This is a genomic window from Sphingomonas immobilis (assembly GCF_030580995.1).
GTDB classification, from domain to species: Bacteria; Pseudomonadota; Alphaproteobacteria; order Sphingomonadales; family Sphingomonadaceae; genus Sphingomonas; species Sphingomonas immobilis.
Window position 1 is genome coordinate 23,276 of record NZ_JAUQSZ010000015.1, and the last position, 25,646, is coordinate 48,921.

General features: G+C 67.3%; 25 protein-coding genes. 4 read left to right on the forward strand and 21 right to left on the reverse strand.

Annotated features, from left to right (window positions below):
• Nucleotides 1-159: 159 nt before the first annotated feature.
• Nucleotides 160-1,266, forward strand: coding sequence for an alanine dehydrogenase (gene ald / locus Q5H94_RS18375; protein ID WP_304562705.1), 1,107 nt, complete (start codon nt 160-162; stop codon nt 1,264-1,266).
• On the opposite strand, the gene Q5H94_RS18380 is transcribed toward ald, so the two are convergent.
• The 10 genes from Q5H94_RS18380 to Q5H94_RS18425 form a co-directional block, all read right to left on the reverse strand.
• Entirely contained in the window at nt 1,263-1,532 is a 270-nt protein-coding gene (locus Q5H94_RS18380) for a hypothetical protein (RefSeq protein ID WP_304562706.1), read from the reverse strand. The genes ald and Q5H94_RS18380 overlap by 4 nt on opposite strands.
• Before the next feature lie 14 nt (nt 1,533-1,546).
• On the reverse strand, nt 1,547-2,218 hold the full coding sequence (locus Q5H94_RS18385) for a tetratricopeptide repeat protein (RefSeq protein WP_304562707.1): 672 nt from the start codon (nt 2,216-2,218) through the stop codon (nt 1,547-1,549).
• Complete coding sequence (locus tag Q5H94_RS18390; RefSeq protein ID WP_304562708.1) at nt 2,176-2,583, reverse strand: cytochrome c-type biogenesis protein; 408 nt, start codon at nt 2,581-2,583, stop codon at nt 2,176-2,178. Before Q5H94_RS18390 ends, Q5H94_RS18385 begins: the two co-directional genes overlap by 43 nt.
• A complete protein-coding gene (locus Q5H94_RS18395) occupies nt 2,580-3,092 on the reverse strand; it encodes a redoxin family protein (RefSeq protein ID WP_304562709.1) in 513 nt (170 codons plus the stop codon). The genes Q5H94_RS18390 and Q5H94_RS18395 overlap by 4 nt, the downstream gene beginning before the upstream one ends.
• Entirely contained in the window at nt 3,089-5,041 is a 1,953-nt protein-coding gene (locus tag Q5H94_RS18400) for a heme lyase CcmF/NrfE family subunit (RefSeq protein WP_304562710.1), read from the reverse strand. The genes Q5H94_RS18395 and Q5H94_RS18400 overlap by 4 nt, the downstream gene beginning before the upstream one ends.
• Before the next feature lie 136 nt (nt 5,042-5,177).
• Entirely contained in the window at nt 5,178-5,612 is a 435-nt protein-coding gene (gene ccmE / locus Q5H94_RS18405; protein WP_304562711.1) for a cytochrome c maturation protein CcmE, read from the reverse strand.
• Between the two features lie 10 nt (nt 5,613-5,622).
• Entirely contained in the window at nt 5,623-5,730 is a 108-nt protein-coding gene (gene ccmD / locus Q5H94_RS18410; RefSeq protein WP_304562712.1) for a heme exporter protein CcmD, read from the reverse strand.
• Nucleotides 5,727-6,449, reverse strand: a complete 723-nt coding sequence (gene ccmC / locus Q5H94_RS18415; RefSeq protein WP_304562713.1) for a heme ABC transporter permease CcmC — start codon at nt 6,447-6,449, stop codon at nt 5,727-5,729. Before ccmC ends, ccmD begins: the two co-directional genes overlap by 4 nt.
• 43 nt (nt 6,450-6,492) lie before the next feature.
• Nucleotides 6,493-6,948, reverse strand: coding sequence for a hypothetical protein (locus Q5H94_RS18420; protein ID WP_304562714.1), 456 nt, complete (start codon nt 6,946-6,948; stop codon nt 6,493-6,495).
• 99 nt (nt 6,949-7,047) lie between these two features.
• Nucleotides 7,048-7,392 carry a VOC family protein gene (locus tag Q5H94_RS18425; RefSeq protein ID WP_304562715.1) on the reverse strand — a complete coding sequence of 115 codons (345 nt, stop codon included), beginning with the start codon at nt 7,390-7,392 and terminating at the stop codon, nt 7,048-7,050.
• 52 nt (nt 7,393-7,444) lie between these two features.
• Here Q5H94_RS18425 and Q5H94_RS18430 point away from each other — a divergent pair, with 52 nt between their 5' ends.
• A complete protein-coding gene (locus tag Q5H94_RS18430; protein WP_304562716.1) occupies nt 7,445-8,521 on the forward strand; it encodes a PA0069 family radical SAM protein in 1,077 nt (358 codons plus the stop codon).
• Nucleotides 8,522-8,525: 4 nt separating this feature from the next.
• On the opposite strand, the gene Q5H94_RS18435 is transcribed toward Q5H94_RS18430, so the two are convergent.
• From Q5H94_RS18435 to dnaE, 5 genes are all read right to left on the reverse strand, one after another.
• Nucleotides 8,526-9,740: a GGDEF domain-containing protein gene (locus tag Q5H94_RS18435; RefSeq protein ID WP_304562717.1), complete on the reverse strand. Its 1,215-nt coding sequence runs from the start codon at nt 9,738-9,740 to the stop codon at nt 8,526-8,528.
• A 95-nt stretch (nt 9,741-9,835) separates the two neighbouring features.
• Nucleotides 9,836-10,813, reverse strand: coding sequence for a CHASE4 domain-containing protein (locus Q5H94_RS18440; protein ID WP_304562718.1), 978 nt, complete (start codon nt 10,811-10,813; stop codon nt 9,836-9,838).
• A gap of 25 nt (nt 10,814-10,838) precedes the next feature.
• On the reverse strand, nt 10,839-11,327 hold the full coding sequence (locus Q5H94_RS18445) for a PilZ domain-containing protein (protein WP_304562719.1): 489 nt from the start codon (nt 11,325-11,327) through the stop codon (nt 10,839-10,841).
• A gap of 86 nt (nt 11,328-11,413) precedes the next feature.
• Nucleotides 11,414-11,959: a hypothetical protein gene (locus Q5H94_RS18450; protein WP_304562720.1), complete on the reverse strand. Its 546-nt coding sequence runs from the start codon at nt 11,957-11,959 to the stop codon at nt 11,414-11,416.
• Nucleotides 11,956-15,561, reverse strand: coding sequence for a DNA polymerase III subunit alpha (dnaE, locus tag Q5H94_RS18455; RefSeq protein WP_304562721.1), 3,606 nt, complete (start codon nt 15,559-15,561; stop codon nt 11,956-11,958). Before dnaE ends, Q5H94_RS18450 begins: the two co-directional genes overlap by 4 nt.
• Before the next feature lie 369 nt (nt 15,562-15,930).
• Here dnaE and Q5H94_RS18460 point away from each other — a divergent pair, with 369 nt between their 5' ends.
• Nucleotides 15,931-17,400 carry a sensor domain-containing diguanylate cyclase gene (locus tag Q5H94_RS18460; protein WP_304562722.1) on the forward strand — a complete coding sequence of 490 codons (1,470 nt, stop codon included), beginning with the start codon at nt 15,931-15,933 and terminating at the stop codon, nt 17,398-17,400.
• On the opposite strand, the gene Q5H94_RS18465 is transcribed toward Q5H94_RS18460, so the two are convergent.
• The 6 genes from Q5H94_RS18465 to Q5H94_RS18490 all read right to left on the reverse strand — a co-directional run bounded on the left by Q5H94_RS18465 (nt 17,397) and on the right by Q5H94_RS18490 (nt 24,141).
• The gene (locus Q5H94_RS18465) at nt 17,397-17,876 is read right to left on the reverse strand and encodes a glutathione peroxidase (RefSeq protein WP_304562723.1); all 480 of its coding nucleotides are present in this window, start codon (nt 17,874-17,876) and stop codon (nt 17,397-17,399) included. The genes Q5H94_RS18460 and Q5H94_RS18465 overlap by 4 nt on opposite strands.
• Nucleotides 17,873-18,463, reverse strand: coding sequence for a GNAT family N-acetyltransferase (locus Q5H94_RS18470; RefSeq protein WP_304562724.1), 591 nt, complete (start codon nt 18,461-18,463; stop codon nt 17,873-17,875). The genes Q5H94_RS18465 and Q5H94_RS18470 overlap by 4 nt, the downstream gene beginning before the upstream one ends.
• On the reverse strand, nt 18,460-19,134 hold the full coding sequence (locus Q5H94_RS18475; protein WP_304562725.1) for an ABC transporter ATP-binding protein: 675 nt from the start codon (nt 19,132-19,134) through the stop codon (nt 18,460-18,462). Before Q5H94_RS18475 ends, Q5H94_RS18470 begins: the two co-directional genes overlap by 4 nt.
• Nucleotides 19,127-20,371, reverse strand: a complete 1,245-nt coding sequence (locus Q5H94_RS18480) for a lipoprotein-releasing ABC transporter permease subunit (protein ID WP_304562726.1) — start codon at nt 20,369-20,371, stop codon at nt 19,127-19,129. Before Q5H94_RS18480 ends, Q5H94_RS18475 begins: the two co-directional genes overlap by 8 nt.
• Before the next feature lie 430 nt (nt 20,372-20,801).
• The gene (locus Q5H94_RS18485; protein WP_304562727.1) at nt 20,802-23,252 is read right to left on the reverse strand and encodes a TonB-dependent receptor; all 2,451 of its coding nucleotides are present in this window, start codon (nt 23,250-23,252) and stop codon (nt 20,802-20,804) included.
• A gap of 148 nt (nt 23,253-23,400) precedes the next feature.
• Nucleotides 23,401-24,141, reverse strand: a complete 741-nt coding sequence (locus Q5H94_RS18490; protein WP_304562728.1) for a hypothetical protein — start codon at nt 24,139-24,141, stop codon at nt 23,401-23,403.
• Between the two features lie 109 nt (nt 24,142-24,250).
• Between Q5H94_RS18490 and Q5H94_RS18495 the strand changes: the two genes are divergently transcribed.
• Complete coding sequence (locus Q5H94_RS18495) at nt 24,251-25,636, forward strand: RNB domain-containing ribonuclease (protein ID WP_304562729.1); 1,386 nt, start codon at nt 24,251-24,253, stop codon at nt 25,634-25,636.
• Nucleotides 25,637-25,646: the final 10 nt, after the last annotated feature.

Genomic DNA, 25,646 nt, shown 5'->3' on the forward strand with positions numbered 1-25,646 from the left:
TATTCTTGCCCGGATTTCAGATACATGGATCATATGCAGACCGAATTTCGCGCCCCTGTGCCCACAGGCGAAGGGCCGTAGCATGAGGCCCTTGCCCTAGCAATGTTGCCTGTGGCAGCGCGTTGCCCATATCGTAACGAACGAAACCGGAGACAAGCCATGCGCGTCGGCGTGCCCAAGGAAATCAAGAATCACGAATATCGCGTCGGCCTGACGCCGCCTTCGGTCGCGGAGCTGGTGCTGGCGGGGCATGAGGTCGTCGTCGAGACGGGTGCCGGGCTCGGCATCGATTTCGAGGACAGCGACTATACCGAGGCCGGCGCGACGATCCTGTCCGATGCGAAATCGGTGTTCGCCGCCGCCGACATGATCGTGAAGGTGAAGGAGCCGCAGCCGGTCGAGATCGCCATGCTGGAGCCGCGCCACCTGCTCTTCACCTATCTCCACCTCGCCGCCGACAAGCCGCAGGCGGAGGGGCTGATGGCATCGGGCGCGACCTGCATCGCCTATGAGACCGTCACCGCCAACGACCGTTCGCTGCCGCTGCTCAAGCCAATGAGCGAGGTCGCGGGCCGGATGTCGGTGCAGGTCGGCGCGCATTATCTCGAAAAGGAACAGGGCGGCCGCGGTATCCTGCTCGGCGGCGTGCCGGGCGTCGCGCCGGCCAAGGTCGCGATCCTTGGCGGCGGCGTCTCGGGCGTCAACGCCGCGCAGATGGCGGTCGGCATGCGCGCCGACGTGACGATCTACGACATCTCGAACGCGCGGCTGGCCGAGCTCGACATGTTCTTCTCCTCGCAAATCAAGACCGCCTATGCCTCCAAGGCGGCGATCGCGGCGGCGGTGAAGAACGCCCACCTCGTCATCGGCGCGGTGCTGGTGCCCGGTGCGGCCGCGCCCAAGCTCGTCACGCGCGAGATGGTCAAGACGATGAAACGCGGCGCGGTGCTCGTCGATATCGCCATCGATCAGGGCGGCTGCTTCGAGACCAGCCACGCGACGACGCATCAGGACCCGGTGTTCGAGGTCGACGGCGTGATCCACTATTGCGTCGCCAACATGCCGGGCGCGGTCGCGCGCACATCGGCCTTCGCGCTCAACAACGCGACTTTGCCATTTGCGCTGAAGCTCGCGAACCTCGGCGCGGAAGCGGCGATGAAGGCCGATCCGCATCTCGCCAACGGCCTCAACGTCTACAAGGGCAAGATCACCTACAAGGCCGTCGCCGACGATCTGGGTCTGCCATACGAGGCGTGGGCGGGCTAAAGAAACAGGATGAAATAGCCCCCGCCCATGATCGCGGCGATGACGAAGGCGAGGAACGCCAGCGTCCCCCAATTCGCCGCGATCGTCGCGAGGGGTTTGGGGTCGCCGCATTTCGGGCAGGGAAGGTGCTTGTAGGTGGGCTCCGGCACGATCCTGCGGTCGCCGTCCTTGTCGATCCGGAGCACATCCTCGAAGTGGCTGAAGACGATCTGCTTCGATCGTTCGAGCAGCGCCCCGCACTTGCGGCACTTGTGCATCCTCGCCATCGGCCGCGCCCCCGTTACCGCTCCCGCGTCTCCGCCAGATAGCGGTCGAGCAAAGCTACACGCTCGGCGATGATCGCGCGATAGCCGACCTTCTGCGGCGTCAGCGCGAGCGCACGGTGCCAGTATCGGCTCGCGCCCGCGAAATCCTCCGCCTGGATCAGCGCGAGGCCGTAGAAGAACGGCGGCGCGGGGTGATCGGGGTTGATCCGCATCGCCTGTTCGAACGCGAGCTTGGAGGCGGGCGAGACGACGCCGCGATCGTGCGTCTGGAAGGCGAGGCCGAGATCGGTCCACAGCGCGATGCTGTTCGGCACGCGGCGGATGCCGATCAGCAGCACCTGCACCGCCGCTTTCGGATCGCCCGACCGAATCATCGCGTCCGACGCGACGATATACTGGTTCTCGCCCGAAAAGCGCCCGAACATGTCGTCGCGCAGCTTCACCATGCCGTCGTCGAGCGCGATCGGGCGGGTAAAGGCGGTGACGGGATGGCCCGGCAGCCCCGGCTTGCCCTGGATCGCATAGCCGGTCGCGCCGAGCATCAGCCCCGCGCCGACGAACGACCACAAAGGCCGCGCAACGCCAAGCCACCACAGCAGCACGACCGCGAGCAGCGCGACCAGTCCGAGCGCGACCCAGCCCATCAGCCCCGCCTTCTCTTGCGGAAGCTCGCCCGTGCCAGCCACAGGCCGAATGCCAGCAAGGCGAGCGGCGCGATCCACAGCGGCGCGGTGAGCGCGCTCATCGGCGGGTCATAAGTCACGTAGTCGCCGTAGCGCGTCACAAGCCACTTGCGGATAGACGCGGGAGACTCCCCCGCCTGGATGCGCGTGCGCACCAGCGAGCGCATGTCGCCCGCCATCTCGGCATCGCTGTCGGCGATCGACTGGCCCTGGCAGACGAGGCAGCGCAGCGTCACCATCAGCGCCTGCGCCTGCGCCTCCCTAGCGGGATCGCGCAATTGCGTGTTGGCGAGCGGTGCGGGCGGCAACTTGCTGTCGGCAAGGACCGGCGCGGCGATGATCGCGAGGATGAGCGCGAGCCGCTTCACCGCGCCTGCCCCAAGGTCTTGAGGATGCCGTCGACCTCATCCGCGCGGATGTCGCCGATATGCTGGTCGAGGATGTGGCCCCGCCCGTCGACGAGGAAGGTCTCGGGCACGCCCGACGAGCCGAGCGCGAGCTGCACCGCGCCGTCCTTGTCCGCGCCGATCGCGGCATAGGGATCGCCGTTGCGGGCGAGGAACTGGCGCATCGCCTCGGGCGTGTCGCGCACCGCGATGCCGTCGATCCGCACGCCCGCCGCCTTCAGGCGCATGAGCTGCGGCGCCTCGGCGATGCAGGGCAGGCACCAGCTCGCGTAGACGTTGATCAGGCGCGGCTTGCCGTCCGCGGCGCTGGCGACGCCGGGGCGGCCGGCCAGCAAGGGCTCGGTCCTGAACGCCGGCAGCGGCTGGCCGACGAGCGCCGAATGCACCGCGCGGTCGGCGGGCTTGTAGAGCGCGGTCGCGACCACCGCGAGCAGCGCCGCGAACGCCAGCAGGGGCAGCCACAGCCTCACGCCTCGGCCTCCCGCCCGCGCGCGCGCCGTTCGCGCAGCCAGCGCCCGAGCAGCGAAAGGACGCCACCCAGCGCGATCAGCGCGCCGCCCGCCCAGATGAGCGTCACGAACGGTTTCCACCACAGCCGCAACTGCCAGCGCCCCGCGCCGTCGGGCTGGCCGATGACGGTGTAGAGCTGGCCGTCGAGCATTGTCGCGATGGCGGATTCGCTGGTCGACGTCACCGGGTTCGAAAAGAAGCGCGCCTGCGGCCTGAGCTGAATCGCGGCCCCGCTCCCGCGCCTCGCCGAGAGATGCGCCTCCAGCGCCGACCAGTTCGGCCCGATCACCGGCGCGATGCCGTCGAGCGTCACGCTGTACGGCCCCACCCGCTGCGGCTCGCCGACGCGCGCCGCCACGAGGGTCGCCTGCGTGAAGGCGCTGTCCGACGCCATGCCGGCAAGGCTCACCGCGATGCCGAGGTGCGAGATCACCATGCCGTAGGTGAACAGCGGCGTGCGGCGCAGGTTGCGCCCCCAAAGTGGCGCGACGCTCGCCGCCGCCAGCCCGGCGGCCAGCGCGAGCCCGAGGAGCGGCAACAGGTCAATGCCCGGCGCGAAGATCAGGAACCCCGCCAGCGCCACCACCGTCGCCGCGATGGGGATCGCCATCCGCGCCACCAGCGCCTTGGCCTCGTCGCGCCGCCAGCGCAGCAAGGGGCCCGCCGCCATGATCGCCACCAGCAGCAGCGCGACCGGCCCGGCCGCCTTGTTGAAGAACGGCGGCCCGACCGAAAGCTGCGTACCGAAGCCCGCCGCGATGATCGGGTACAGCGTGCCGATCAGCACGATGCCGAGGATCACGCTCAGCAACAGGTTGTTGGCGACCAGCGCGCCCTCGCGGCTGACGAGATCGAAGGTGTTGCCCGCGCGCACGGTGCCCACGCGCGCGGCGAACAGCAGCAGCGCGCCGCCGATATAGATCGCCAGCAGCGCGAGGATGAAGCTCCCGCGCTCAGGATCAACCGCGAAGGCATGCACGCTCGTCAGGATGCCAGACCGCACCAGGAACGTGCCGATCATCGACATCGAGAAGGCCACCACCGCCAGCATGATCGTCCAGGCACGCAGCCCGTCGCGCGTCGCCAGCACCGTCACCGAATGAAGCAGCGCGGTCGCCGCCAGCCACGGCATGAGGCTGGCATTTTCGACCGGATCCCAGAACCACCAGCCGCCCCAGCCGAGCTCGTAATAGGCCCAGTAGCTGCCCGCCGTGATGCCGAGCGTCAGGAAGATCCACGCGCCCAGCACCCACGGCCGCATCGCCCGCGCGAAGGCTGGGCCGACATCGCGCGTCACCAGCGCGCCGACCGCGAAGGAGAAGGCCACCGAGATGCCGACATAGCCGATGTAGAGCGTCGGCGGATGGAAGGCCAAACCGGGGTCTTGCAGCAGCGGGTTCAGCCCCTGCCCGTCCACCGGGGCCGGATCCAGCCTTGTGAACGGGTTCGAAGAAAACAACAGAAATGCATAGAAACCCAGCGCAATCATCGCCTGCGCGCCGAGCGTCGCGATCAGCGTGGCGCGCGCGAGGCTTCGCTCGAAGATCGCCACCGCCGCGCCCGCCACGCCGAGGATCGTGACCCACAGCAGCATCGAGCCCTCATGGTTCCCCCACGCGCCCGCGAACTTGTAGAGCAGCGGCTTCTCGGAATGGCTGTTCTCCGCGACCAGCAGAACCGACATGTCGGTTCGCACGAATACAGTGATCAGCAGCACCATCGCCAGCAACGCCAGCACGCCTTGCACGATCGCCACCGGCCGCACCGCGGCCAGCAGATGCCCGGAAAGCTCGGTCTGGAAATCGGGCTCGGCCATCACCCGCCGCACGCCGATCGCCGCGATGGCAAGCTGCATCAGCGCCAGCGCGGCGGCGAGCCAGAGGGCGGCGAGGCCAGCTTCGGCGATCACTTCTCTCCCCTCCCTGGAAGGGAGGGGTCGGGGGTGGGTAGGTGCTTTGAGGCACGGCGGTGGGACTCACAACCCACCCCCAGCCCCTCCCTTCCAGGAAAGGACGCAATGTCGCGCCAGCAGGAAAGCAAACCGCTCATTCCTTCAGCGTCTTCGTCTCGTGCATCTTGCCGGCGATCTCGGGCGGCATGTACTTTTCGTCGTGCTTCGCCAGCAGGTTGCTCGCGGTGAAGCTGCCGTCGCGCTGGAACTCGCCTTCCGCCACCACGCCCGATTTCTCGCGGAACAGATCCGGCGCGATGCCCTTGAACAGCACCGGCACGGTCGCGACGCCGTCAGTGACGACGAAGCGAATCGAGACGCCGTCGGGCAGCTTCACGATTGATTTGTCCGCCACCATTCCGCCGAGCCGAACGAAGCGCCCCAGTGGAAGCCCGTCCTTCTTGACGTCGCCCGGCGCGTAGAAGAACGACGCCTGATCCTTCAGCGCCGACAGCGCCAGCACGCCCGCCGCGATCACCGCCGCCACGCCGAGCAGCGCGAGCGTAAGCCTCTGGTGCTTGGCTTTCACCTTTCGGCCTTCATTTCTTCTCGGCAGCCCGCATCGCGCGCCAGCTCCACAGCGCAAGCGTAACCGCCGCGACTAAGGTCACGCCGTAAGCCGCGATCACGAACGGCCACGGGTTCATGCCGCCATCCTCCGCATCCGCGCCTCGGCCTTGGTGACGGCGAGGATCGTGCGCATCCGCATCAGCACAATCCCTGCGAAAAACAGCGTGAAGCCGCTCAGCGTCAGCCACAGCGGCCACAGGATCGACGGATCGATGCTCGATTTAGTGAGGCCGATGCTCTCACCCTGATGCAGCGTGTTCCACCACACCACCGAATAGCGGATGACAGGCAGCAGCGCCGTGCCGCCCAGGCCGTACAGCGCGGGAATCCGCCCGTCGCCGCCGCGGTCGCGGTCCGCACGGTCGAGCGCCATGAAGCCGAGATAGACGAAGAACAGCAGCAGCATCGACGTCAGCCGCCCGTCCCATTGCCAGTACGTCCCCCAGGTCGGCCGGCCCCAGATCGCGCCCGTGATCAGGCACAGGCCGGCGAACATCGCGCCCGGCAGCGCGATCGCGCGCGCGGCGATCATCGCCAGCGGGTGCCGCCAGACGAGAAACATCACCGACGACACCGCGATCCCGCTCCAGCCGCCCATGCCGAGCCAGGCGGTCGGCACGTGGATGTAGAGAATCCGCACGGTCTCACCCTGCAGATAGTCGCGTGGCGTCTGCGTCAGCCCCGCCCAGGCGCCTATCAAAGTCAGCGCGACGCCCGCCCAGAACAGCGTCGGCGTCAGCGGACGCGCGAGTTTCAGGAAGCGCGCAGGGTTGGCAAAGGCATGAAGGGTGGCCACGATCCGCCAGCGTCTAGGCGGTTGTGCCGCGACACTCAACGGGTCAGTGGTATAGTCCGGCCGCGCGCCGCATCATCGGAACGGCGCGATCGGCATCGCGCTCGCGCAGCCAGCTTTCGGCGGCGAAGCGCGATACGAAGAATTCGTGATATTCGGGATCGAGCGCACGACGCATCTGGATCTTGGCGATGCTCGTCGGCACCATCATCGCAATCGCGTCACCGGGCCGGTACAGCCCCCGCGTCGTGTTGATGATGATCTCCACGACCTCAGGGCTTTGTGCGGTCGAATCGCTCAGATCGACCAGCGCCGTTACCGCAAGGCCCGCAGAATGGACGTCCTGCACGGCGCGCTTCCACTCGGCGAAGAACGCGGTCGACTGATCGACGCAAAGGAAGCCGGAGCTGAGCGCCTGAAAGACCCCGCTCTGCGGATCGTACACAGTCGACAATTCGCCATTCGTATGGCGGTCGGGATTGAGGTGGCGTATCGTTTCCACAGGCGGCTTTCCGGCAAGATGTGCCCGCGAACCGTTTGCGGATCTCGCTTAACGCGGCGTTGCCGTCCGCCTCTCGCACCCGTATGTTCCCACCAAAGTCTAGTGCTGAGGCGAAGATCGCGTCACCGCCAGTTCATGTCCGTCGAGGTCGCGGAAGTGAAAGCGCTTGCCACCCGGAAAATCGAACACCGGCGCGGTAATCACTCCGCCCGCCGCCGTCACCGCCGCCAGCGCCGCATCGATGTCAGCGACCTCGATCACCGGCAGCAGAGCGGCGGTCTTCTCCGCCGGATCGGCCTGCAATCCGATATCGGTGTCGCCGCTCGTCGTCGCGGCATAGGTCGGCCCGAACTCTGCGAAGTCCCAGCCGAAGGCCGAACCGTAGAACGCCCTGGCCCGGCCGGTATCCGCGACGGGCAGCTCTACATAGTTGAAACGCGCCATTTCGATCCTCCATGTTCTTGAAATGTTCTATAGCCGGGCGTAGCGTCATGCAATGCCGAATCCGCCTCCCCGACCCCATCGCGGCGCCACCATCAACCGGGAGAGTGCGCGCTTCAACCTGCCCGCCCGCGAAGCCGACGGCGACTGGCTCGACGACCGCGAGACGGTGGACGACGCGCCGCCGCGCCTGCGCACGACCGTCACGATCGAGCGACCGCGCACCATCCTCACGCGCAACCAATCGCCCGACATCGCCTTTGATCGCTCGATCAACGCCTACCGGGGCTGCGAGCATGGCTGCATCTACTGCTTCGCGCGGCCGACGCACGCCTATCACGATCTGTCGCCGGGGCTCGACTTCGAAAGCCGGCTGTTCGCCAAGCCCGACGCACCCGTGCTGCTGCGTGCCGAATTGGCGAAGCGCGGCTACGTCTGCTCGCCGATCGCGATGGGGACGAACACCGATCCCTATCAGCCGATCGAGGCCGAATGGCGTATCACGCGCGGACTGATCGAGGTGCTGGCCGAGTGCAGCCATCCCTTTACGATCACCACCAAGTCCGACCGGGTGCTGCGCGATCTCGATCTGATCGGGCCGATGGCCAGACGGGGCCTCGCCGCCGTCATGATGTCGGTGACGTCGCTCGACCGCCGGATCGCGATGACGGTCGAGCCGCGCGCGGCCGCGCCCGAACGGCGTATCGCCGCGATCCGCAAGCTGAGCGAGGCGGGCGTGCCGGTCTGGATGTCGATCGCGCCGGTCATCCCGGCGATCACGGATCACGAGATCGAGCATCTGATCGAACGCGCGGCGGAAAGCGGCGCGCGTTCGATCACATACCTGCCGGTACGCCTGCCGCATGAGGTCGCGCCCTTGTTCCGCGCCTGGCTGGACGAGCATTTCCCCGATCGGGCGGCCAAAGTGATGGCGACGATCCGGTCGCTGCGCGGCGGCAAGGACAATGACCCCAATTTCCACACCCGCATGCGCGGCCAAGGGCCGTGGGCCGATCTGCTCCGCACCCGCGTCCAGATCGCGTGCCGCAAGCATGGCCTCAACAAGCAGCGCATCGTGCTGCGAACGGACCTCTTCCGTCCGCCGGCGGGGCCGCAGGGGGAATTGTTCTGAGCGCCTAGGCGTCGGCCGCCACGCCCTGGCGCCGGTTCGTTCGCGATACGGCACCCTCGCCCGGCCGCGCAACGTCCGGTTCAGCGTAAAGTATGGTGCGATCGCGTCCCGCTTCCTTCGCACGGTACAAGGCGAGATCGGCATGGCGCAGGCTGTCGGCCAGCGTCTGATTCGAGAAAACCGGCGCGACGCCGAAGCTCGCGGTGACGCGGCAGCCGTCGGGCAGAACCGAAAGCATGCCGATCGCCGCGCGTATCCGCTCGGCCATAGCGACCGCGGCGAGCGGTGCCATATTGTCGAGCAGCAACGCGAATTCCTCGCCGCCCAACCGGCCGAACGCATCCTCGGCGCGGCTCTCGCGGCGCACGCACTGCGCCACCGCATGCAGCACGCGGTCGCCGTCGGCATGGCTGAAGGCGTCGTTGATGGCCTTGAAATGATCGAGGTCGAACAGCAGCACCGACATCGGCCGCTCGCGCCGCCGGGCCTGCGCCAGCGCGCGTTCGGCCGTCTCGTCGAATCCGCGGCGGTTCAACGCCTCTGTCAGCGGATCGACGCGCGCGGTGCGCCGCAATTGCTGGGCGAGATCGGAGGCGAGCAGCAGGATGTTGGTCAGTCCCGCGCCGGTGAACAGCACCGGCAGGCCGATCAGCAGCACCGCGCGCCCGCTGTTCGTCTCGCATCCGCAATCGATCAGCCGCATCCATCCCACGAACCCGCTGAACCCGGCGAAGGCGAGCAGGATGGCGGCGGTGACGATCTCGACCATCGTCGCGCGGCGGCCGAAGCCGACCAGAGTAAGCGCGGCAACGGGCAGGAAGATCACCCGCATGAACTGCGGTATCGCCAGCGTGAACGCCGCGCCGTTGATAAGATAGGGCACCGCGATCAGCAGGCCGGAAATCGCCGCCGCCGCGATCATCAGGCGCGGACGGCGCGGCATCCCGACGCGCTCGCGAAAACCGACGCACAGCAGGATCGCGACGATCCCGCCGGCCCAGGTCGCGCCGATGAAGGCGGCCGAGGTGAACGGCCAGAAGCTGTTGTAAGCGCCGATGACGAACCACTGCACCGCGCCGATGCCGTAGGCGATCGCCCAGATCAGCGCGTGGCGCACCCCGCCCAGCACCTTCCACGACAGCAGCAATCCGCACGACAGCATCGCGCTGACAAGCGCCAGCCCGAACATGATCGCCGCGTCGGACGTGAGGTGAATCATGACGAAACCATTGCGCAGGCGATCGTAAAAATCGCGTGAACGCTATACCTTAGTCGATGTGGCCGTGCCCCGGCGACGTGCGGCCGCCGCAGGCTTTAGAATCCCCGCATCGCCACCGCCTCGTCACCTTCATAGAACGCCTGCAGATCGAGGAGTTGCCGCGCCGCCGCGTGAATCTTGCGCAGTTGCACGAAGGCGAGGCCCGTCAGTACCAGGCATACCAGCGACAGCGGCAGCGCCATCCGGCGCAGCATCAGATAGCCGGGATCGAGCGGGTGCCAGGTGAAGGTCGCGATCGTGCGGCCGTGCTCGTCGATCGCGGGAATCGCGATCTCCCCCGCCGCGACGGGCTTTCCGAGCGGATGCACGTGCAGATCGTGCAGCATGTAGCGGCTGGCGAAGAGATCGAGGAATGGCTGGTCGATATACATCGTCGTCACGACGATCGGCGATCTTGGCCCGGCGGGCAGCACCGTGCCGAAATCGGGCTGTACCAGCGTCGCGGTAAGGACCGAGACCTTGCCATCGACGATCTTGAGCGCGCTCGACTGGATCGCCTTGCTCACCATCTGGCCGGGCGTCGTGCGCGTGATCGGGCCGCGCCGCGCCTCCATCGCGCGCACCGACTTCACCAGCGGCGCGGCGAGCGGCGCAACCGGGCGCCATGACGTCATCGGTGCCCGCCGGCCGAAACGAGAGGCGTAGACCAGCCGATCGTCGGCATCGACCACGAAGGCATCGTCGAAGCCACTCGTAACATTCAGATATTTCCCGATATTGTCCTGCGCCCATGCGGGATCGAAATGCGCGTCGAGATGCTGCGTCGCATCGTCCCAAACCGTCTGCGGCACGACCATCTGCGCGACCTCGCCGATGCGCTGCGCGATGCCATTACGCGCCAGCACGCGCTCACGCTCGGCGCTCGCTTGATCGAACGCGCCGACCGCGAAATGCGCGCCGAGCGTGCAGACGAGCAGGATCAGCCCGCCGATGATCGCCAGCGGCAGGAAGAAATCCCGCTCGCTCACCTGCCGCCGCGCAGCCGGCACGAAAGCCTCCGTCATCACGTTCATGCGATCCATCCCGGATAGAAATGCGTCATTTCGGCGCCGCCATGGCGTTCTCGATCGTCGTCAGCGGCGCGGACATCGTCTTGTAGACTTCCCAGCTCACCGTGCCCGCCACCATGACGGCGACCGACAAGGCGGTAAGATACTGGATGATGTTGGCGATCCGGCGACTGTCCTCGGCCTGCTGCGCGACGGGCGGGCGCGGCGCGCGGCGGTCGGGCCCGGTGAACTCCGCGGTCGCGGGCCCGCGCGGCGCACGACGTTCGCGCAGGCGGTCGAACTCGATCGCATTGCGCGAACGGAGGCCGCAGCCGTCAGGCCCGGTCCACATCGCCCGCGCGGTGATCGAAAGGCTGCCGACCAGCACCTCGACATAAGTACCCCGCGGCGGCAGCGTATTCGCCGCCACCATCAACCCGTGGGTCGAGACGTTGCGCACCTGCCCCTCGACCCACGGGCCGTCCCAGCGCATCCGCGCGGGAAGCAGCACCTGCTGTCGGGGTTCGCGCTGTTTCATCGCCCTCCCGCCTAGAAACCGGCGATGAAAGGAGCGTTGCGGAAGCGTTCCGTATCAATACGTTAGACGAAAGTCGTACGCCGCGTTCAGGGCACGCACCGGACATGGTGTGCCCGCGCATACTGCCCGGCGAGCCTGTCGAGATCGGCGACGTAGGGTGCGGGATATTCGCGCCGGATCGCGGCCCATGCCTTCACGCCGCCGGGCGTGCAGACGACAGCCATGAATTCCGGCCCGGCATTTGCGAAAAAACGATCCGGCGGCTGCAATCCGTCGCGCATCCGCTCCCAAAGCTGGTAGGTCGCCCAGCCATGCTCGCGCATCAGATAGCGGAAGCGCAGGGCATCGGCGGGGTCGAGCGGCTTGCTCTCATCCATGCCGGTCTGGAACATCGCCGCCGTATCGCGATTGCCGTAGATCGACCGACGCAAGCTCGACCATTCGGATTGCAGGTCGTTCGCCTCGCTGCGCACCGCGACGATATTGCTGTCGTGCAGTTGCAGCCCGACGAACACCAGCGAGATCACCACCGCGACCGCGCTGATGATCTGCGCGACGAAGGCCCAATATTCCATGCGGTCGCGGTGGAAGATCGGCGCCGCGTCGGGCGGCGGCGGGTTGTCGTCGCTCACCCGACGAGCGCCAGCCGTGCCTCGGCCGTCTTGAGCGCCACGTTACGGATGCCGTCTAGCCCCTCGATCCGCGTCGCCAGTTCACCGTCGAGCAGGAAATCGCGCCCGAGCAGCACCCGCGCGGTTCCGCCGCCCGGCAGCGGCACGACCGCCCACACCTCGCCGCGCGCGCCGCGTGCCTGCCCCAGCACAGCCGCGAGGCTCGCCATCGCCGCCGGGCTGTCGACCGACAGCTCCATCACGAAGCGCGTCGTGTTGGCGAGCGCCTCGAACGGCTGGATGCGCTTTACGGATACGCGCGGCGTCTCTTCGCCCGGGCGCCGGTCGAGCTCGACGGTCAGCAGCCCGCAGCCACCGTTGCGCGCGGCCTCCTCGAGATCGGCCGCGACCGCATCGTCGAAGCATGTCGCGATGAACTGGCCCGAGGGGTCGGACATCGTCGCCATCAAATAGCGCCGCCCCTTGGCGGAGGTGCGCCAGCGCGCATCCTCGACCAGCACCGCCATCGTCGCGCCGGCGCGGGTGCGTCCGTCGTCGGGAATGTCGAGCTCGCCCAGCGCCACGAACTGCCGCGCGCCGTGCATCTTGGCGAGGTGACTGTGGCGGTCGACCGGATGCGCCGAGAAATAGAAGCCATACGCCTCCTTCTCCGCCTCCATCCGCTCGGCGAGGCTCCAGTGCGCGGAGACCGGCAGGCGGATCGGCGGTTCGGCGGCTTCCGCGCTGCCGAACAGCCCGCCCTGCCCGCTCACCAGCGCCGCCTGCACGCGCTGCGCGGTCGCGAGAATCGTCTCGGCGCAAGCGTGGATACCCGCGCGGTTGGCGTTGAGCGCATCGAACGCCCCCGCCCCCGCCAGCGTCTCCAATTGCCGCTTGTTGAGCAGGCGCGGATCGACCCGCCGCGCGAGATCGTCGAGCGATGCGAACTTGCCGCCCGCCTCACGCTCGACGACGAGCTTCTCCATCGCGCCTTCGCCGACCGACTTCAGCGCGGCCAGCGCATAGCGCACGGCGAGCCCGCCGCTCTCCTCGCTGCCGGTGTCCTCGACCGAGAATTCCGCCTCGCTGCGGTTGATGTCGGGCGGCAGGATCGCGACGCCCATCCGCCGCATGTCGTCGACGAACACGCCGAGCTTGTCGGTCAGCGCCATGTCGAAGCACATCGATGCGGCGAAGAATTCGTGCGGGTGATGCGCCTTCAGCCACGCCGTCTGATAGGCCAGCAGCGCATAGGCGGCAGCGTGCGACTTGTTGAAGCCGTAGCCCGCGAACTTGTCGATCAAATCGAACAGCTCGTTGGCCTTGGCCGCCGGGATCTTGTTGTGCTCCGCGCAGCCGGTCACGAAGATCGCGCGCTGGTTGTCCATCTCCGCCTTGATCTTCTTGCCCATCGCGCGGCGCAGCAGATCGGCCCCGCCGAGCGAATAACCCGCGAGGATCTGCGCGGCCTGCATCACCTGTTCCTGGTAGACGAAGATGCCGTAGGTCTCCGACAGGATCTGTTCGAGCAAAGGATGCGGATATTCGATCGGCTCGGTGCCGTTCTTGCGGCGGCCGAAGCTCGGGATATTGTCCATCGGCCCCGGCCGGTACAGCGAGACGAGCGCGATGATGTCACCGAAATTCGACGGCCGCACGGCGGAGAGCGTGCGCCGCATCCCCTCCGATTCGAGCTGGAACACGCCAACCGTGTCGCCCTTCTGCAGCAATTTGTAGACGCCCTCGTCTTCCCATTCGAGCGCGTCGAGATCGATCTGCACGCCGCGATCCGCCAGCAACTGCACCGCCTTCTGCAACACCGACAGCGTCTTGAGGCCGAGGAAGTCGAACTTCACCAGCCCCGCGCCCTCGACATATTTCATGTCGAACTGCGTGACGGGCATGTCGGAACGCGGATCGCGGTACAGCGGCACCAGCTCGGCGAGCGGCCGGTCGCCGATCACCACGCCCGCGGCGTGCGTCGAGGAGTGGCGCGGCAGCCCCTCCAGCTTCATCGCGAGATCGAGCAAATGCTTGACCCCGGCATCGGCGCGATATTCGGCGAGCAGCTCCGACACGCCGTTCAGCGCGCGGTCGAGCGTCCAGGGGTCCGCGGGCAGGTTCGGCACCAGCTTCGCCAGCCGGTCGACCTGGCCGTAGCTCATCTGCAGCACGCGGCCGGTATCCTTCAGCACCGCGCGCGCCTTCAGCTTTCCGAAGGTGATGATCTGCGCGACCTGATCACGGCCGTATTTCTCCTGCACGTAGCGGATCACCTCGCCGCGCCGGGTTTCGCAGAAATCGATGTCGAAGTCGGGCATCGACACGCGTTCCGGGTTGAGGAAGCGTTCGAACAGCAGGCCGAGCTTGATCGGATCGAGATCGGTGATCGTCAGCGACCACGCGACGACGCTGCCCGCGCCCGATCCGCGCCCCGGCCCGACCGGAATGTCATGCTCCTTCGCCCAGCGGATGAAGTCCGCGACGATCAGGAAGTAACCGGGAAAGCCCATCGAGATGATGACGTCGAGCTCGAACTCGAGGCGGTCGCGGTAGACTTGCGTCCAGTCTTCTTCAAAGCCCTCTCCCCTCTGGGGAGAGGGGTGGGAGAGGGGCCGAGTCTCATCGAGAGCATCGTCTACTGTACTGCCCCTCTCCCCGCGAGCGGGGAGAGGGAGATCTTGCAACTCCGCGATCCGCCGCAGCCGCTTCTCCAGCCCCTCCCGCGCCTGCGCGCGCAGCATCGCCGATTCGCCGTCGCGGTCGCCGGCGAGGCTCGGCAGGATCGGCTTGCGGTTCGGCGCGGCGACGGCGCAGCGCTGCGCCACGACGAGCGTGTTGGCGATCGCTTCGGGCAGGTCGGCGAACAGCTCGCGCATGTCCTTCGCGGGCTTCATCCACGCATCGGGCGAGCTGCGCGGGCGGTCCTCGCTCGCGACGTAGGTGGAGTTGGCGATGCACAGCATCGCGTCATGCGCCTCAGTGAAATCGGCTTCCGCGAAGCAACACGGATTGGTCGCCACCAGCGGCAGCCCGCGCGCATAGGCGAGATCGAGCAGCGGGCCTTCCGCCTTGCCCTCGATCGGATCGAGCCGCCGCGTCAGCTCGATGAACAGCCGCCCCGGAAACAACCCCTCCAGCCGATCGGCATAGGCCAGAGCACGATCCGGCTGATCCTCCGCGAACAGTCGCGCGAGGCCCCCCTCGCGCCCCGCCGTCAGCGCGATCAGCCCGCCGCTACGCTTTTCCAGCGCCGCGAACGAGACATGCGGCACATGCTCCAGCGGCCGGTCGAGATGCGCCTCCGACACCAGTTCGCACAGGTTCTGATAGCCCGCCGCGTCCTGCGCGTAGAGCGCCAGCCAGTCGAACACCGGCTCCACGCCTTCGGGCAGATCGGGCCGCGCGACGCCCAGCATCGCGCCGATCACCGGCTGCACCCCGGCCTTCTGCGCACCTTCGGAAAACGCCATCGCCGCATAGAGCCCGTTGCGATCGGTTAGCGCGGCGGCGGGAAAGCCCAGTTCCTGCGCGCGCTTGGCGATCGCCTTGGGCTCGATCGCCCCGTCGAGCATCGTGTACGAGGAAAAGATACGGAGGGGCACGAAGCCGGAATGAGGCATGGCTCCGATTATGGGGTGCGTGGACGATTCGCGAAACCGCCATCTTATCCACAGGCGGCAGCCCCCGCTTATCCTCTCCCGCTTTCGCGGGAGAGGCAACGGAGACTTCGTGCGCGCACTTCTGCGCGAACCTAGTCGCAGTCGGTGAGGGTCTTTTTTCCCCGCTTAGAGAAGAAGAAGACCCTCCCCTGCCACTCCCGCCAAGGCGGGAGGGGGAAAGTGGTTCCCTCCCGCGAAGACGGAGGGGAAGCAATCTGGACGGCACCCGTACTACTACCTATCCGGCCAAAGCGCGTTCGTTACGCCCTTTTTTAACATGCCTCAGTTTAGTCAGCGGTGATGGAACCCGCTTTCCCAGTCTGCATCACCGTGACCGAAGACGAAGCCTACCGGCTGAGCGTCCTGCGGTCGTTCGAGTTGCTCGATACCGCGCCGGAGGCCGAGTTCGATGCGCTGGTGGAACTTGCCCGCCACGTCACCGGCTGCCCGATCGCGCTGGTCTCGCTGGTTGACGACGATCGCCAGTGGTTCAAGGCGAAGTGCGGCATCGCGGCGGATGAAACCCCGCGCGAGATCGCGTTCTGCTCGCACGCCATCCATTACCCGGACATCATGGTCGTGCCCGATGCGACGCGCGATCCGCGCTTCGCCGAAAATCCGATGGTCACCGGCGGGCCGATGGTGCGCTTCTACGCCGGCGTTCCACTGCGCGTCAGCCCCGGCCCCGGCCAGCCGCCCGCCGCGATCGGTACGCTCTGCGTCATCGACATGACGCCGCGCGAGCTCTCGCTGGTCGAGCGCAAGGCGCTGCTCCACCTCGCCAGCCTGGTCGAGACGATCGTGCGCGGGCGGATGCACGTGCGCGACGCGGTGCTCACCGCCGAGGGGCAGCGCGTGAAGGCGGTGCGGATCGGGCATCAGCATCGCCAGCTTCGCCAGGCCGAACGACTCGCTGAAATCGGATCGTGGCGGCTTACCGTCGCGGATCAGCATCTCGAATGGTCCGATCAGGTGTTCGCCATCCACGAACTGCCGATCGGGACGCCGCCCTCGCTGGAACGCGCGCTCGACTTCTATCCCCCGCATGGGCAGGCGTTGATCGCCGGCGTGATCGCGCGCGCGCTCGAAACGGGCGAAAGCTGGGACGTCGAGACCGACTTCATCACCGCGACCGGCACTGCCAAGCGCGTGCGCAGCATCGGCGAGGTCGATCTCGAAGACGGCATGCCGATCGCGCTGGTCGGCGTCTTTCAGGACGTTACCGAGCGTTTTGCGATGGAGCAGGGTTTGCGCCGCTCCGCGCATGAGGACGACCTGACCGGCATCGCCAACCGCGCCGCCTTCAACGCCGCGCTCGATCGCTGCATCAGCGAGGCACACGCGGCCGAGGAGAGCTTCGCGCTGATCCTGATCGACCTCGACGGCTTCAAGGCGATCAACGACACGCACGGCCATATGTCCGGCGACGAACTGTTGCAGGGCATCGCGAAACGGCTGCAGATGCCGTACCTCAAACATTGCATCCCGGCCCGGCTCGGCGGCGACGAATTCGCGCTGATCCTGCCGCGCTACATGAACGTGGCGCAGGTCCATCTGGTCGCCGGGCGGCTGCTGTCGTCGCTGCGCCGCTCGGTCGAGATCGGCTGCGGGCGCGTCGCGGTATCGGGCAGCATCGGCATCAGCTGGCACCGCGCCGGCACGGACCGGCGCGCGCTGGTCCACCAGGCCGACACCGCGCTCTACGAGGCGAAGCGCGCCGGCAAGAACATCGGCAAGGCGTTCGGCATCGACGGCTTCATCGAACCGCTGGACGAACGCAGCGCCGCGCGCGCGGCCTAGAGCAACCGCTCGATATCCGCCCGGATCGCCTCGGGCTTCGCGTTCGGGGCATAGCGCCGCACGACCTTGCCAGCGCGGTCGACCAGGAATTTGGTGAAATTCCACTTGATCGATTTCGTCCCCAACAGTCCCGGCGCATCCGCCTTCAGCCGCACGAACAGCGGGTCCGCGCCGTCGCCGTTGACCTCCACCTTGGCGAAGACCGGGAAGGTCACGTCATAGGTCAGCGAGCAGAAACTCGCGATTTCCGCCGCATCCCCCGGCTCCTGCGCGCCGAACTGGTTGCACGGGAAACCCAGCACCTCGAAGCCCCGCGTGCCGAGATCGCGGTGCAGCGCCTCCAGCCCCGCATATTGCGACGTGAACCCGCATTGCGAGGCGGTGTTGACGATCAGCAGCACCTTGCCCGCGTGAGGCCGCAGATCGACCGCCGCCCCGTCCGCGCCGGTCACGGTAAAGTCGGTGATCGCGCTCATGCGTGCGTCGCCAGCAGGTAGCGGAGGTTCTGCTTCACGCCCGGCCATTCACTCGCGATGATCGAATAGACAACGACGTCGCGCACCCGCCCGTCGGGTATGATGCTGTGATTGCGCAGCAAGCCGTCGCGCTTGGCCCCCAGCCGCTCGATCGCCGCCTGCGAACGCCGGTTGAACGCATCGGTGCGGATCTCGACCACGACGCAGTCCATCACCTCGAAGGCGTGGCCGAGCAGCAGCAGCTTGGCCTCGGTATTCAGGCCCGTCCGCCGCACCGAGGGCGCGTAGAAGGTGCCGCCGATCTCCACACGCCGGTTGCCTTCATTCATGCGCACGAAGCGTGTCAGCCCGACGATCTCGCCGCCGGGCGACAGGGCCGCGAACGGCATCATCCGTCCGGCCTCCTTCGCCGCGAAGATCTTGTCGAGGAACGCGTCCGGGTCGCTCGCCGACCAGACCGATGCGAAGAACGGAATCGCCGCGCCTCCGTCGCTCGCCGCCTGCAACGCGTCGCGATCCTCGCGCACCAGAGGGCGCAGCGTCACATGCTCGCCGACCAGCACCGGCGGGTCGGTCCATGCGTTCACGCCAGCCGGCCCTCATGCAGGCGCACGACGCGATCCATCTTCAGCGCCATCCGCTCGTTGTGCGTGGCGACCAAAGCCGCCGATCCCTCGCCGCGCACCAGCCGCAGGAATTCGGCCAGCACCACGTCCGCCGTCGCCTCGTCGAGGTTGCCGGTCGGCTCGTCCGCCAGCACCAGCGCCGGCCGGTTGGCGAGCGCACGCGCCACCGCCACGCGCTGCTGCTCGCCGCCAGAAAGCTGGCTCGGCTTGTGCGTCAGCCGGTGGCCGAGCCCGAGCGCGGTGAGCAGCGATCCGGCGCGCGCGTCCGCCTCGGCGCGCGTGCCGCCGCGGATCATCTGCGGCAGCACGACATTCTCGCTCGCGCTGAAATCGGGCAGCAGATGGTGGAACTGGTAGACGAAGCCGAGGGCATCGCGCCGCACCCGCGTCCGCCCGTCGCCGCCGAGCTTCGCAGCCTCCTCGCCGGCGATGCGGATCGACCCGCCGAACCCGCCCTCGAGCAGCCCGACCGCCTGCAGCAGCGTCGACTTGCCCGATCCCGACGCGCCGAGCAGCGCGACGATCTCGCCCGGCCCGACGCTCAAATCGACGCCGCGCAGCACCTCGATCGTCACGCCGCCCTGCACGAAGCTGCGCGTGAGGCCAGTGACGGAGAGGACGGGCTCAGTCATAGCGCAGCACCTGGACGGGATCGGTGCTCGCCGCCTTCCACGCCGGGTAGATCGTCGCGAGGAAGCTGAACACCAGTGCCATCACCGCGATGCCGATCACCTCGACCGGATCGGTCTTGGACGGCAGCTCGCTCAGGAAACGGATCTGCGGGTCCCAGAGGTTCTGGCCCGTCACGAGCTGCACGAAATCGACCACCGCCTGCCGGAAATAAAGGAACACGAAGCCCAGCATCAGCCCCGCCACCACGCCCAGCGCGCCGATCACGGTGCCCACCGTCATGAAGATCCGCATCAACCCGATCCGCCGCGCCCCCATCGTGCGCAGGATGGCGATGTCGCGCGTCTTGGCGCGCACCAGCATGATCAGCGACGACAGGATGTTGAACACGGCCACCAAGATGATGATCGACAACACCGTGAACATCGCCACCCGCTCGACCGCCAGCGCCTCGAACAATTGCGCATTCATCTGCTGCCAGTCGGTGATCTGCGCGCGCCCGGCGACCTTGTCGGCGATCGGCGCCAGAATCGTGCGGACGCTGAAAGCATCGGTCGTGTTGACCTCGATCATGCCGACCGAATCGCCCATCAGCAGCAACGATTGCGCATCCTCGATCGGCATCAGCACATAGGCCTTGTCGTAATCGTAGACGCCGATCTCGATGATCGCGCCGACCGTGAAGCTGACGATGCGTGGCACCGTGCCGAACGGCGTCGTCTGCCCCTGTGGGCTGATGAGCGAGACCTGACTGCCGACCTGCGCACCCAGCGCCTCGGCCAGCCGGTTGCCCATCGCGATGCGGTTGCTGCCCGGCGTCACGTTCTTCAGGCTGCCCTGCACGACCTTGAGGGTGCCGTTGCCCTGAATGTCCGCAGTCCGCATCCCGCGCAGCAATACCGCCTCGACGCGGCCATTGTAGCTCGACATCAGCGGCTGCTCGATCAGCGGCGTCGCGCTCGTCACGCCGGGCGTCTCTCGCGCGATCTTCGCGATGTTGCGCCAGTCGGGCATGTCGCCGCCGATCCCCTGGATGACGGCATGGCCGTTGAGCCCGACGATCTTGTCGAACAGCTCCGCGCGAAAGCCGTTCATCACGCTCATGACGATGATGAGGGCCGCGACGCCCAGCATCACCGCGACCAGGCTGATGCCCGCGACCAGGAAGATGAAGGCCTCGCCCCTGCCGGGCAGAAGGTAGCGCCGGGCGATCATGCGTTCGTATCGGGAAAGGATCATTGCGCTCGTCTATCCGCCCCCGCAGGTTGTGCGCTCGCTCTAGGTGCGCGGCGCGGCGCTGGCAACCGCGCGGGGCTATGTTGCGGAATCGCCACAGGGTTGCCGCAATCGCCTTCCGACTGTCACAATCCCGATGACAAAAGCCCCACTGCGACCTAGCAGAACACTGACTGAGACACAGGCAATGGCCGTGGTTCGGGGAGACCTTCCAGCCCCGCCTTCGAGGCGAGCGGGCGGAGGGACGACAAGGGGGCTGACGAGCGATCGTCACGCAGGCGCCTGGGCTGGAAACGGTCCAGGCGTTTGTCGTTTGAGCGAAGGCGCGTGCGCTACGCGCCGGTGACCGCAACGCGGCCATCGCTCAATCCGGCCGGCGGGCCGGGCTCGCGCCCGAACCGGCCGACGGCTTAGCCGTCGGCCAGACCCACCCTCAGAACGACGCGCTGATCGTCGCCCCGAACGTCCGCGGATCGCCCGGCTGGCCGACGATCAGGCCGGTGCTGCCCGACTGGGTCGACAGCAGCTCGAAATAGTTCTGGTCGAAGGCGTTGCGCACCCAGGCGAACACATTGAAGCTGTCCTTGCGATAGCCCAGGCGAAAGTTCGACAGCGAATAGCCCTCGATCCAGGTATAGGCAGACGGGCTCGGGTTGGACGAGAAGCGCGAGCGGTAGTTGCCGTCATAGCCGAGATAGACCTGCCCGCCGGAAACCGGCTGGTTGACCTCGCCGCCGAACGAGAACGCCCATTTCGAGACGCCCGGCAGTACCTGGCCGGAGATGTCGCATGACGCAGGGCTGTTGCCGGGCGTACCGGGGGCAGCGATCACCGCACCCGTCCCGCCACCGGCGAGCTCGGGCGGGCACGGCGCGTTGGTGAACTTCGTGTATTTCGCGTCGGTATAGGCGCCGTTGACGTAGAAATTGACGCGCTGGCTCGGCCGGAACGAGCTGTCGAACTCGAAGCCCCTCACCTGCACCTCGCCGGCATTGGCGAGATAGCCGCGGATCACGTTGATCGCATTGTTGTTCACCGTCGCCTGGTAATCGGCGATCACGTCCCAATAGGCGGCGAGGTTGAGCGTTACCTTGCGGTCGAGGAACTGCGTCTTCAGGCCGATCTCATAGTGATTGACGCTCTCGGGCTTCACCGTCTGCGTGGTCAGGTCGACGGCGGTGTTGGTCGAGTTGAGCGGCAGCCCCGACAGGTTGATGCCGCCCGACTTGAAGGTGCGCGCATAAGTCGCGTAGCCGTGGACGTCCGGCGTGAAATCGTACGAGACGTTGATGTCGCCCGACACGTTCCACTCGCTGAAGCGCGGGCTGTAGCGCTGCGGGGCGAGCGTATTGAACTGGTCGGCGGTCGCCGCACCGCTCGCCAGCAGGGTCGCGGCATTGTCGGCGGTCGCAACGAAATTGTACCGCGCGTTGGCGATGCTCACGACCGATTCGTAGAAGCCGCTCTTCTTGTCGTAGTTGACGCGCAGGCCCGGCTGGATGTGCAGCCCCTCGATCGGCTGCCAGTTGAGCCGACCATACACGGCAAAGCTCTGGTTATCGAAGTTGATGGTGTTGCTGCTCGTCAACCCCTGCAAAGTCAGGGGGTTACAGGCCGCCGTCGTCGGCGTGGCGCAGCCGGACGCGCCAACGGCGACGTTACCAGGATTGAGCAGCCATCGGCTCGCCGCCGACCCCTGCACCTGCGAGCCCTGCGTATCGATGCGTTGCGTGAAGAAGAACACGCCGAACGTGTAATCGAGCTTGTTCTTGCCATTCGATGCGATGCGCAGTTCCTGGCTGAACTGATGCTGCTGCGACGGGTTCTGCGACACGGTCGTGATCGGAAGGCCGATGAAGTCACGGTCGTTCGCAGGCTGCCAGTCCCAGTATCGCCACGCCGTCACGGAGGTGATCGTGGCCGGGCCGATATCCCAATCGCCGACCAGCGACGCACCGCCCATTTCCTGGCGCGAATTGATCGACGCATCGAGATCGGTCACGCGGTCGAAAGGATTGGTGCTCGGCGGTGCATAGCCCAGCGCCGTCGCCAGCGAGGCGTATTGGCGGTTGAGCGGGCGCTGCGTCGCACCGACGCGCGCGTAATATTGCACGCAGCACAGCGGGTTCTGGGCGTTGAAGTCGCCTGTCAGGCGGAAGCTGAGATCCTCGCTCGGCTTCCACAGCAACTGCCCGCGCAGGCTGAAATTGTCGAGCTTCTGCAGGTACTTCTTGCTGGTCGTGTCATAGATCGTGCCGCCGCGCCGCGTGAGCGATCCCGACAGCCGCGCCGCCAGCGTATCGCCGACGATCGGGCCGGAGACCGATCCCTTGATCTGGTAATAGGCATAGTCGCCGGCGCTTGCCTCGAACTTCGCCTCGGGGCTGAAACTCGGTGCGCGCGTGCTGATGTTGACCGCGCCCGCCGTCGTGTTCTTGCCGTACAGCGTGCCCTGCGGCCCGCGCAGCACCTCGATCCGGTCGATATCGACGAAATCGAAAGTCGATGCTCCGACGCGGCCGACATAGACGCCGTCGAGGTAGAAGCCGACGCCCTGTTCGATACCGTCGTTGGTGAGGCCGAACGGCGCGCCCAGGCCGCGAATGTTGATCGCGGAGTTGCGCGGGTTGCTCGAATAGAATTGCAGCGACGGCTGCTGCTGCTGCAGACGGTTGACGTTGAACGCGCCGGTCTGCGCGATCGTGCCCGCATCGACGATCGACATCGCGATCGGCACGTCCTGCGCCCGCTCCTCGCGGCGGCGGGCGGTGACGACGACGTCGCCCGAATCGGCCTGCACCTGAGCAGCGTCCACGGCGGGCGCATCGGGTGCCGGCACCGCAGCGGCGGAAGCGAGCAGGATCGAGGTGAAGTGAGCGAGCATCATGGTCCCCTAGAAGCCGTCTTTTGACGAGTCGGGAGCTTAATGCCCATCATTCCACTATGATTTCATCCCGGTTCGTTCTTCACCCCCCTAAAGTTTCACTATGGGTCGATGAAAAATCCTCAACAGTCCGTTCGAGGCCTGCCCTTCAGAACCCGAAGCGCGCGGGATCGAGCTTCGCCATCGGCACCGCGCATTCGATCACGATCTGCGCGGCAACCGTCATCCCGACTGAGGGCGTGGCTCCGGCAAGCGCATCGATCGCCGTCTCCAGCGCAACGCCGAAAGTGGACGGGCGCTGCCGGATCGGCACCTGATATTGGTCGAGCGCTGCCGCGAGCTTCGGCCAGAGGAACTTGACGTAGTTGATCGGTTCGTCGCCCGGCATGTGGAGCGCGGATACGACCGGTACGCCGAACAGCGGCGTGCCGACGCTGCCCGCGACGCGGCGCAGGATGCCCTCGATCACCTCGCTCGTCATATCGCCGCCACGCCGTCGCACCGCGCCGAGCGTGTGGCCGATCACCGTATCCTCGCCGTCGACAAGGTAGCGATTGGGCAGATCGCCGAACCAGTAGCGGTGCTTGTCCTTGGGTTCGACCAAAATCATGCCCAGCCCCTGCGGCGACACGCCCGCTTCGCGCACCTCGTCGAAGGCAGCAAGGATGCAGGAGAAGCCGGCCGCCGCGGCCAGCATCGCCAGCACGTCTTCGGCGCGGCCGCGATCGTTCGAGACGACCCGCTCGACGATCTCGAACAGCGCGCGCCCGGCGTGCGGGGGATCGTCCACTTCGAACGCCGGAGTCTCGGGCGGAAGCTCGACCGGCGGCGCAGGTGCGACGACAGGCGCCGCCACCGGCGTCAGCCCCTTTCGTCCGAAGGTCCGCATTGTCCGATCACTCCTTGTCCGCGCAAAACCTAGCGCGGGCGGGTTGAGGAAATGTTGCCCTCGGATCGTGCGCTTTTGCGGCCCGGTGAAAGCGAGTAGCGCTGACGTCATGAAGACGCTCGCCGACCCCACCAACGCGCTCGCCCGCGGCCTTGCTGCAATCCGCGCCCAATATCAGGTGCCGGCGGACTTCCCGCCCGAGGTGACGGCGGCGGCCGAGGCTGCTGCACAGCGCGCGCCGACCGACCATGTCGACCGCACCGCGACGCGCTTCGTCACGCTCGATCCCGCCCCCTCGACCGACCTCGACCAGGCTTTCGCAATCGAGGCGAGCGGCGGTGATCTGCTGCTCCACTACGCCATCGCCGACGTCGCGTGGTTCGTGGAGGATGGCGACGCGATCGACACGGAGGCGTGGAAGCGCGGCGAGACGATCTATCTGCCTGACGGCAAGGCGCCGCTCTATCCGGCGATCCTCAGCCAGAACGCCGCCAGCCTGCTGCCGACCGGCCCCCGCCCCGCCGTGGTGTTCACGGTGCGCGTCGCGCGCGACGGCGCGGTCAAACTCGACGGCGTCGAACGCGCGCTGATCCGCAGCCAGGCCAAGCTCGCCTACGAGACCGTCACCGACGCCGACCTGCCGCCCGATTTCGCCGAGCTCTCACGCCGCATCATGGCGGCGGAGGATGCGCGCGGCGCGGCGCGCGTCGATCCGCCCGAGCAGGAGGTGGCGCAGGTCGCCGCGAACGATTTCCAGCTCTCCTTCCGCCCCCGCCTGGCGTCGGAGGATCGCAACGCCGCCTTGTCGCTCGCCACCAACATGGCGGTCGCCGACGCGCTCCGCGCCGCGCACACCGGCCTGTTCCGCGTGATGGCCGAGCCCGACGACGGCGCGATCCAGCGCCTGCGCCACACCGCCCGCGCCTACGGCCTGAAATGGCCGGGCGACGTGCCGCTCAAGGATTATGAGCGCGGCCTCGACGCGCACGATCCGCACCAGGCCGCCTTCATGCTCGCGATCCGGCGCGCCGGGCGCGGCGCGAGCTACGTGCCGTTCCAGGAGGGTGTCGTGCCGTGGCATTCGGCAATGGCGGCGGCCTATGCGCACGCCACCGCGCCGCTGCGCCGTCTTGCCGATCGCTACGTGGTGCGTGCGGCCCTCGCGGTCGCCAACGGCCAGCCGGTGCCCGAGGTGGTGACGGCCGCGTTCGCGAAGCTGCCCAAGGTGATGGCGAAGGCCGAGGCGATCGGCGGCCAGATCGACCGCGCCGTCATCGATCTCGCCGAAGCGGTGATGCTGCACGGCGAGGAGGGCAAGACGTTCGCCGCCATCGTCACCGACGTGGATGATCGCGGCGCGCGCATCCAGCTGCGCGACCAGCCGGTCGTCGCGCGCGTCGCCACGCAAGGCGTGACGCCCGGCGACGAGGTCCACGTGCGGCTGGTCGCGGCGGATGCGGAAAAGCGCAGCGTGACGTTCGAGCGGACGAGCTGAGCCGGCGGGC

Coding starts and splice junctions, on each gene's coding strand:
- Q5H94_RS18485 (WP_304562727.1), bottom strand. CDS start 23,252: ATGCTCGCTCACTTCACCTCGATCCTGCTCGCTTCCGCCGCTGCGGTG.
- Q5H94_RS18435 (WP_304562717.1), bottom strand. CDS start 9,740: ATGATTCACCTCACGTCCGACGCGGCGATCATGTTCGGGCTGGCGCTT.
- Q5H94_RS18490 (WP_304562728.1), bottom strand. CDS start 24,141: ATGCGGACCTTCGGACGAAAGGGGCTGACGCCGGTGGCGGCGCCTGTC.
- ald (WP_304562705.1), top strand. CDS start 160: ATGCGCGTCGGCGTGCCCAAGGAAATCAAGAATCACGAATATCGCGTC.
- Q5H94_RS18475 (WP_304562725.1), bottom strand. CDS start 19,134: ATGACTGAGCCCGTCCTCTCCGTCACTGGCCTCACGCGCAGCTTCGTG.
- Q5H94_RS18445 (WP_304562719.1), bottom strand. CDS start 11,327: ATGAAACAGCGCGAACCCCGACAGCAGGTGCTGCTTCCCGCGCGGATG.
- Q5H94_RS18425 (WP_304562715.1), bottom strand. CDS start 7,392: ATGGCGCGTTTCAACTATGTAGAGCTGCCCGTCGCGGATACCGGCCGG.
- Q5H94_RS18380 (WP_304562706.1), bottom strand. CDS start 1,532: ATGGCGAGGATGCACAAGTGCCGCAAGTGCGGGGCGCTGCTCGAACGA.
- Q5H94_RS18440 (WP_304562718.1), bottom strand. CDS start 10,813: ATGAACGTGATGACGGAGGCTTTCGTGCCGGCTGCGCGGCGGCAGGTG.
- Q5H94_RS18495 (WP_304562729.1), top strand. CDS start 24,251: ATGAAGACGCTCGCCGACCCCACCAACGCGCTCGCCCGCGGCCTTGCT.
- Q5H94_RS18430 (WP_304562716.1), top strand. CDS start 7,445: ATGCCGAATCCGCCTCCCCGACCCCATCGCGGCGCCACCATCAACCGG.
- Q5H94_RS18480 (WP_304562726.1), bottom strand. CDS start 20,371: ATGATCCTTTCCCGATACGAACGCATGATCGCCCGGCGCTACCTTCTG.
- ccmD (WP_304562712.1), bottom strand. CDS start 5,730: ATGAACCCGTGGCCGTTCGTGATCGCGGCTTACGGCGTGACCTTAGTC.
- Q5H94_RS18465 (WP_304562723.1), bottom strand. CDS start 17,876: ATGAGCGCGATCACCGACTTTACCGTGACCGGCGCGGACGGGGCGGCG.
- dnaE (WP_304562721.1), bottom strand. CDS start 15,561: ATGCCTCATTCCGGCTTCGTGCCCCTCCGTATCTTTTCCTCGTACACG.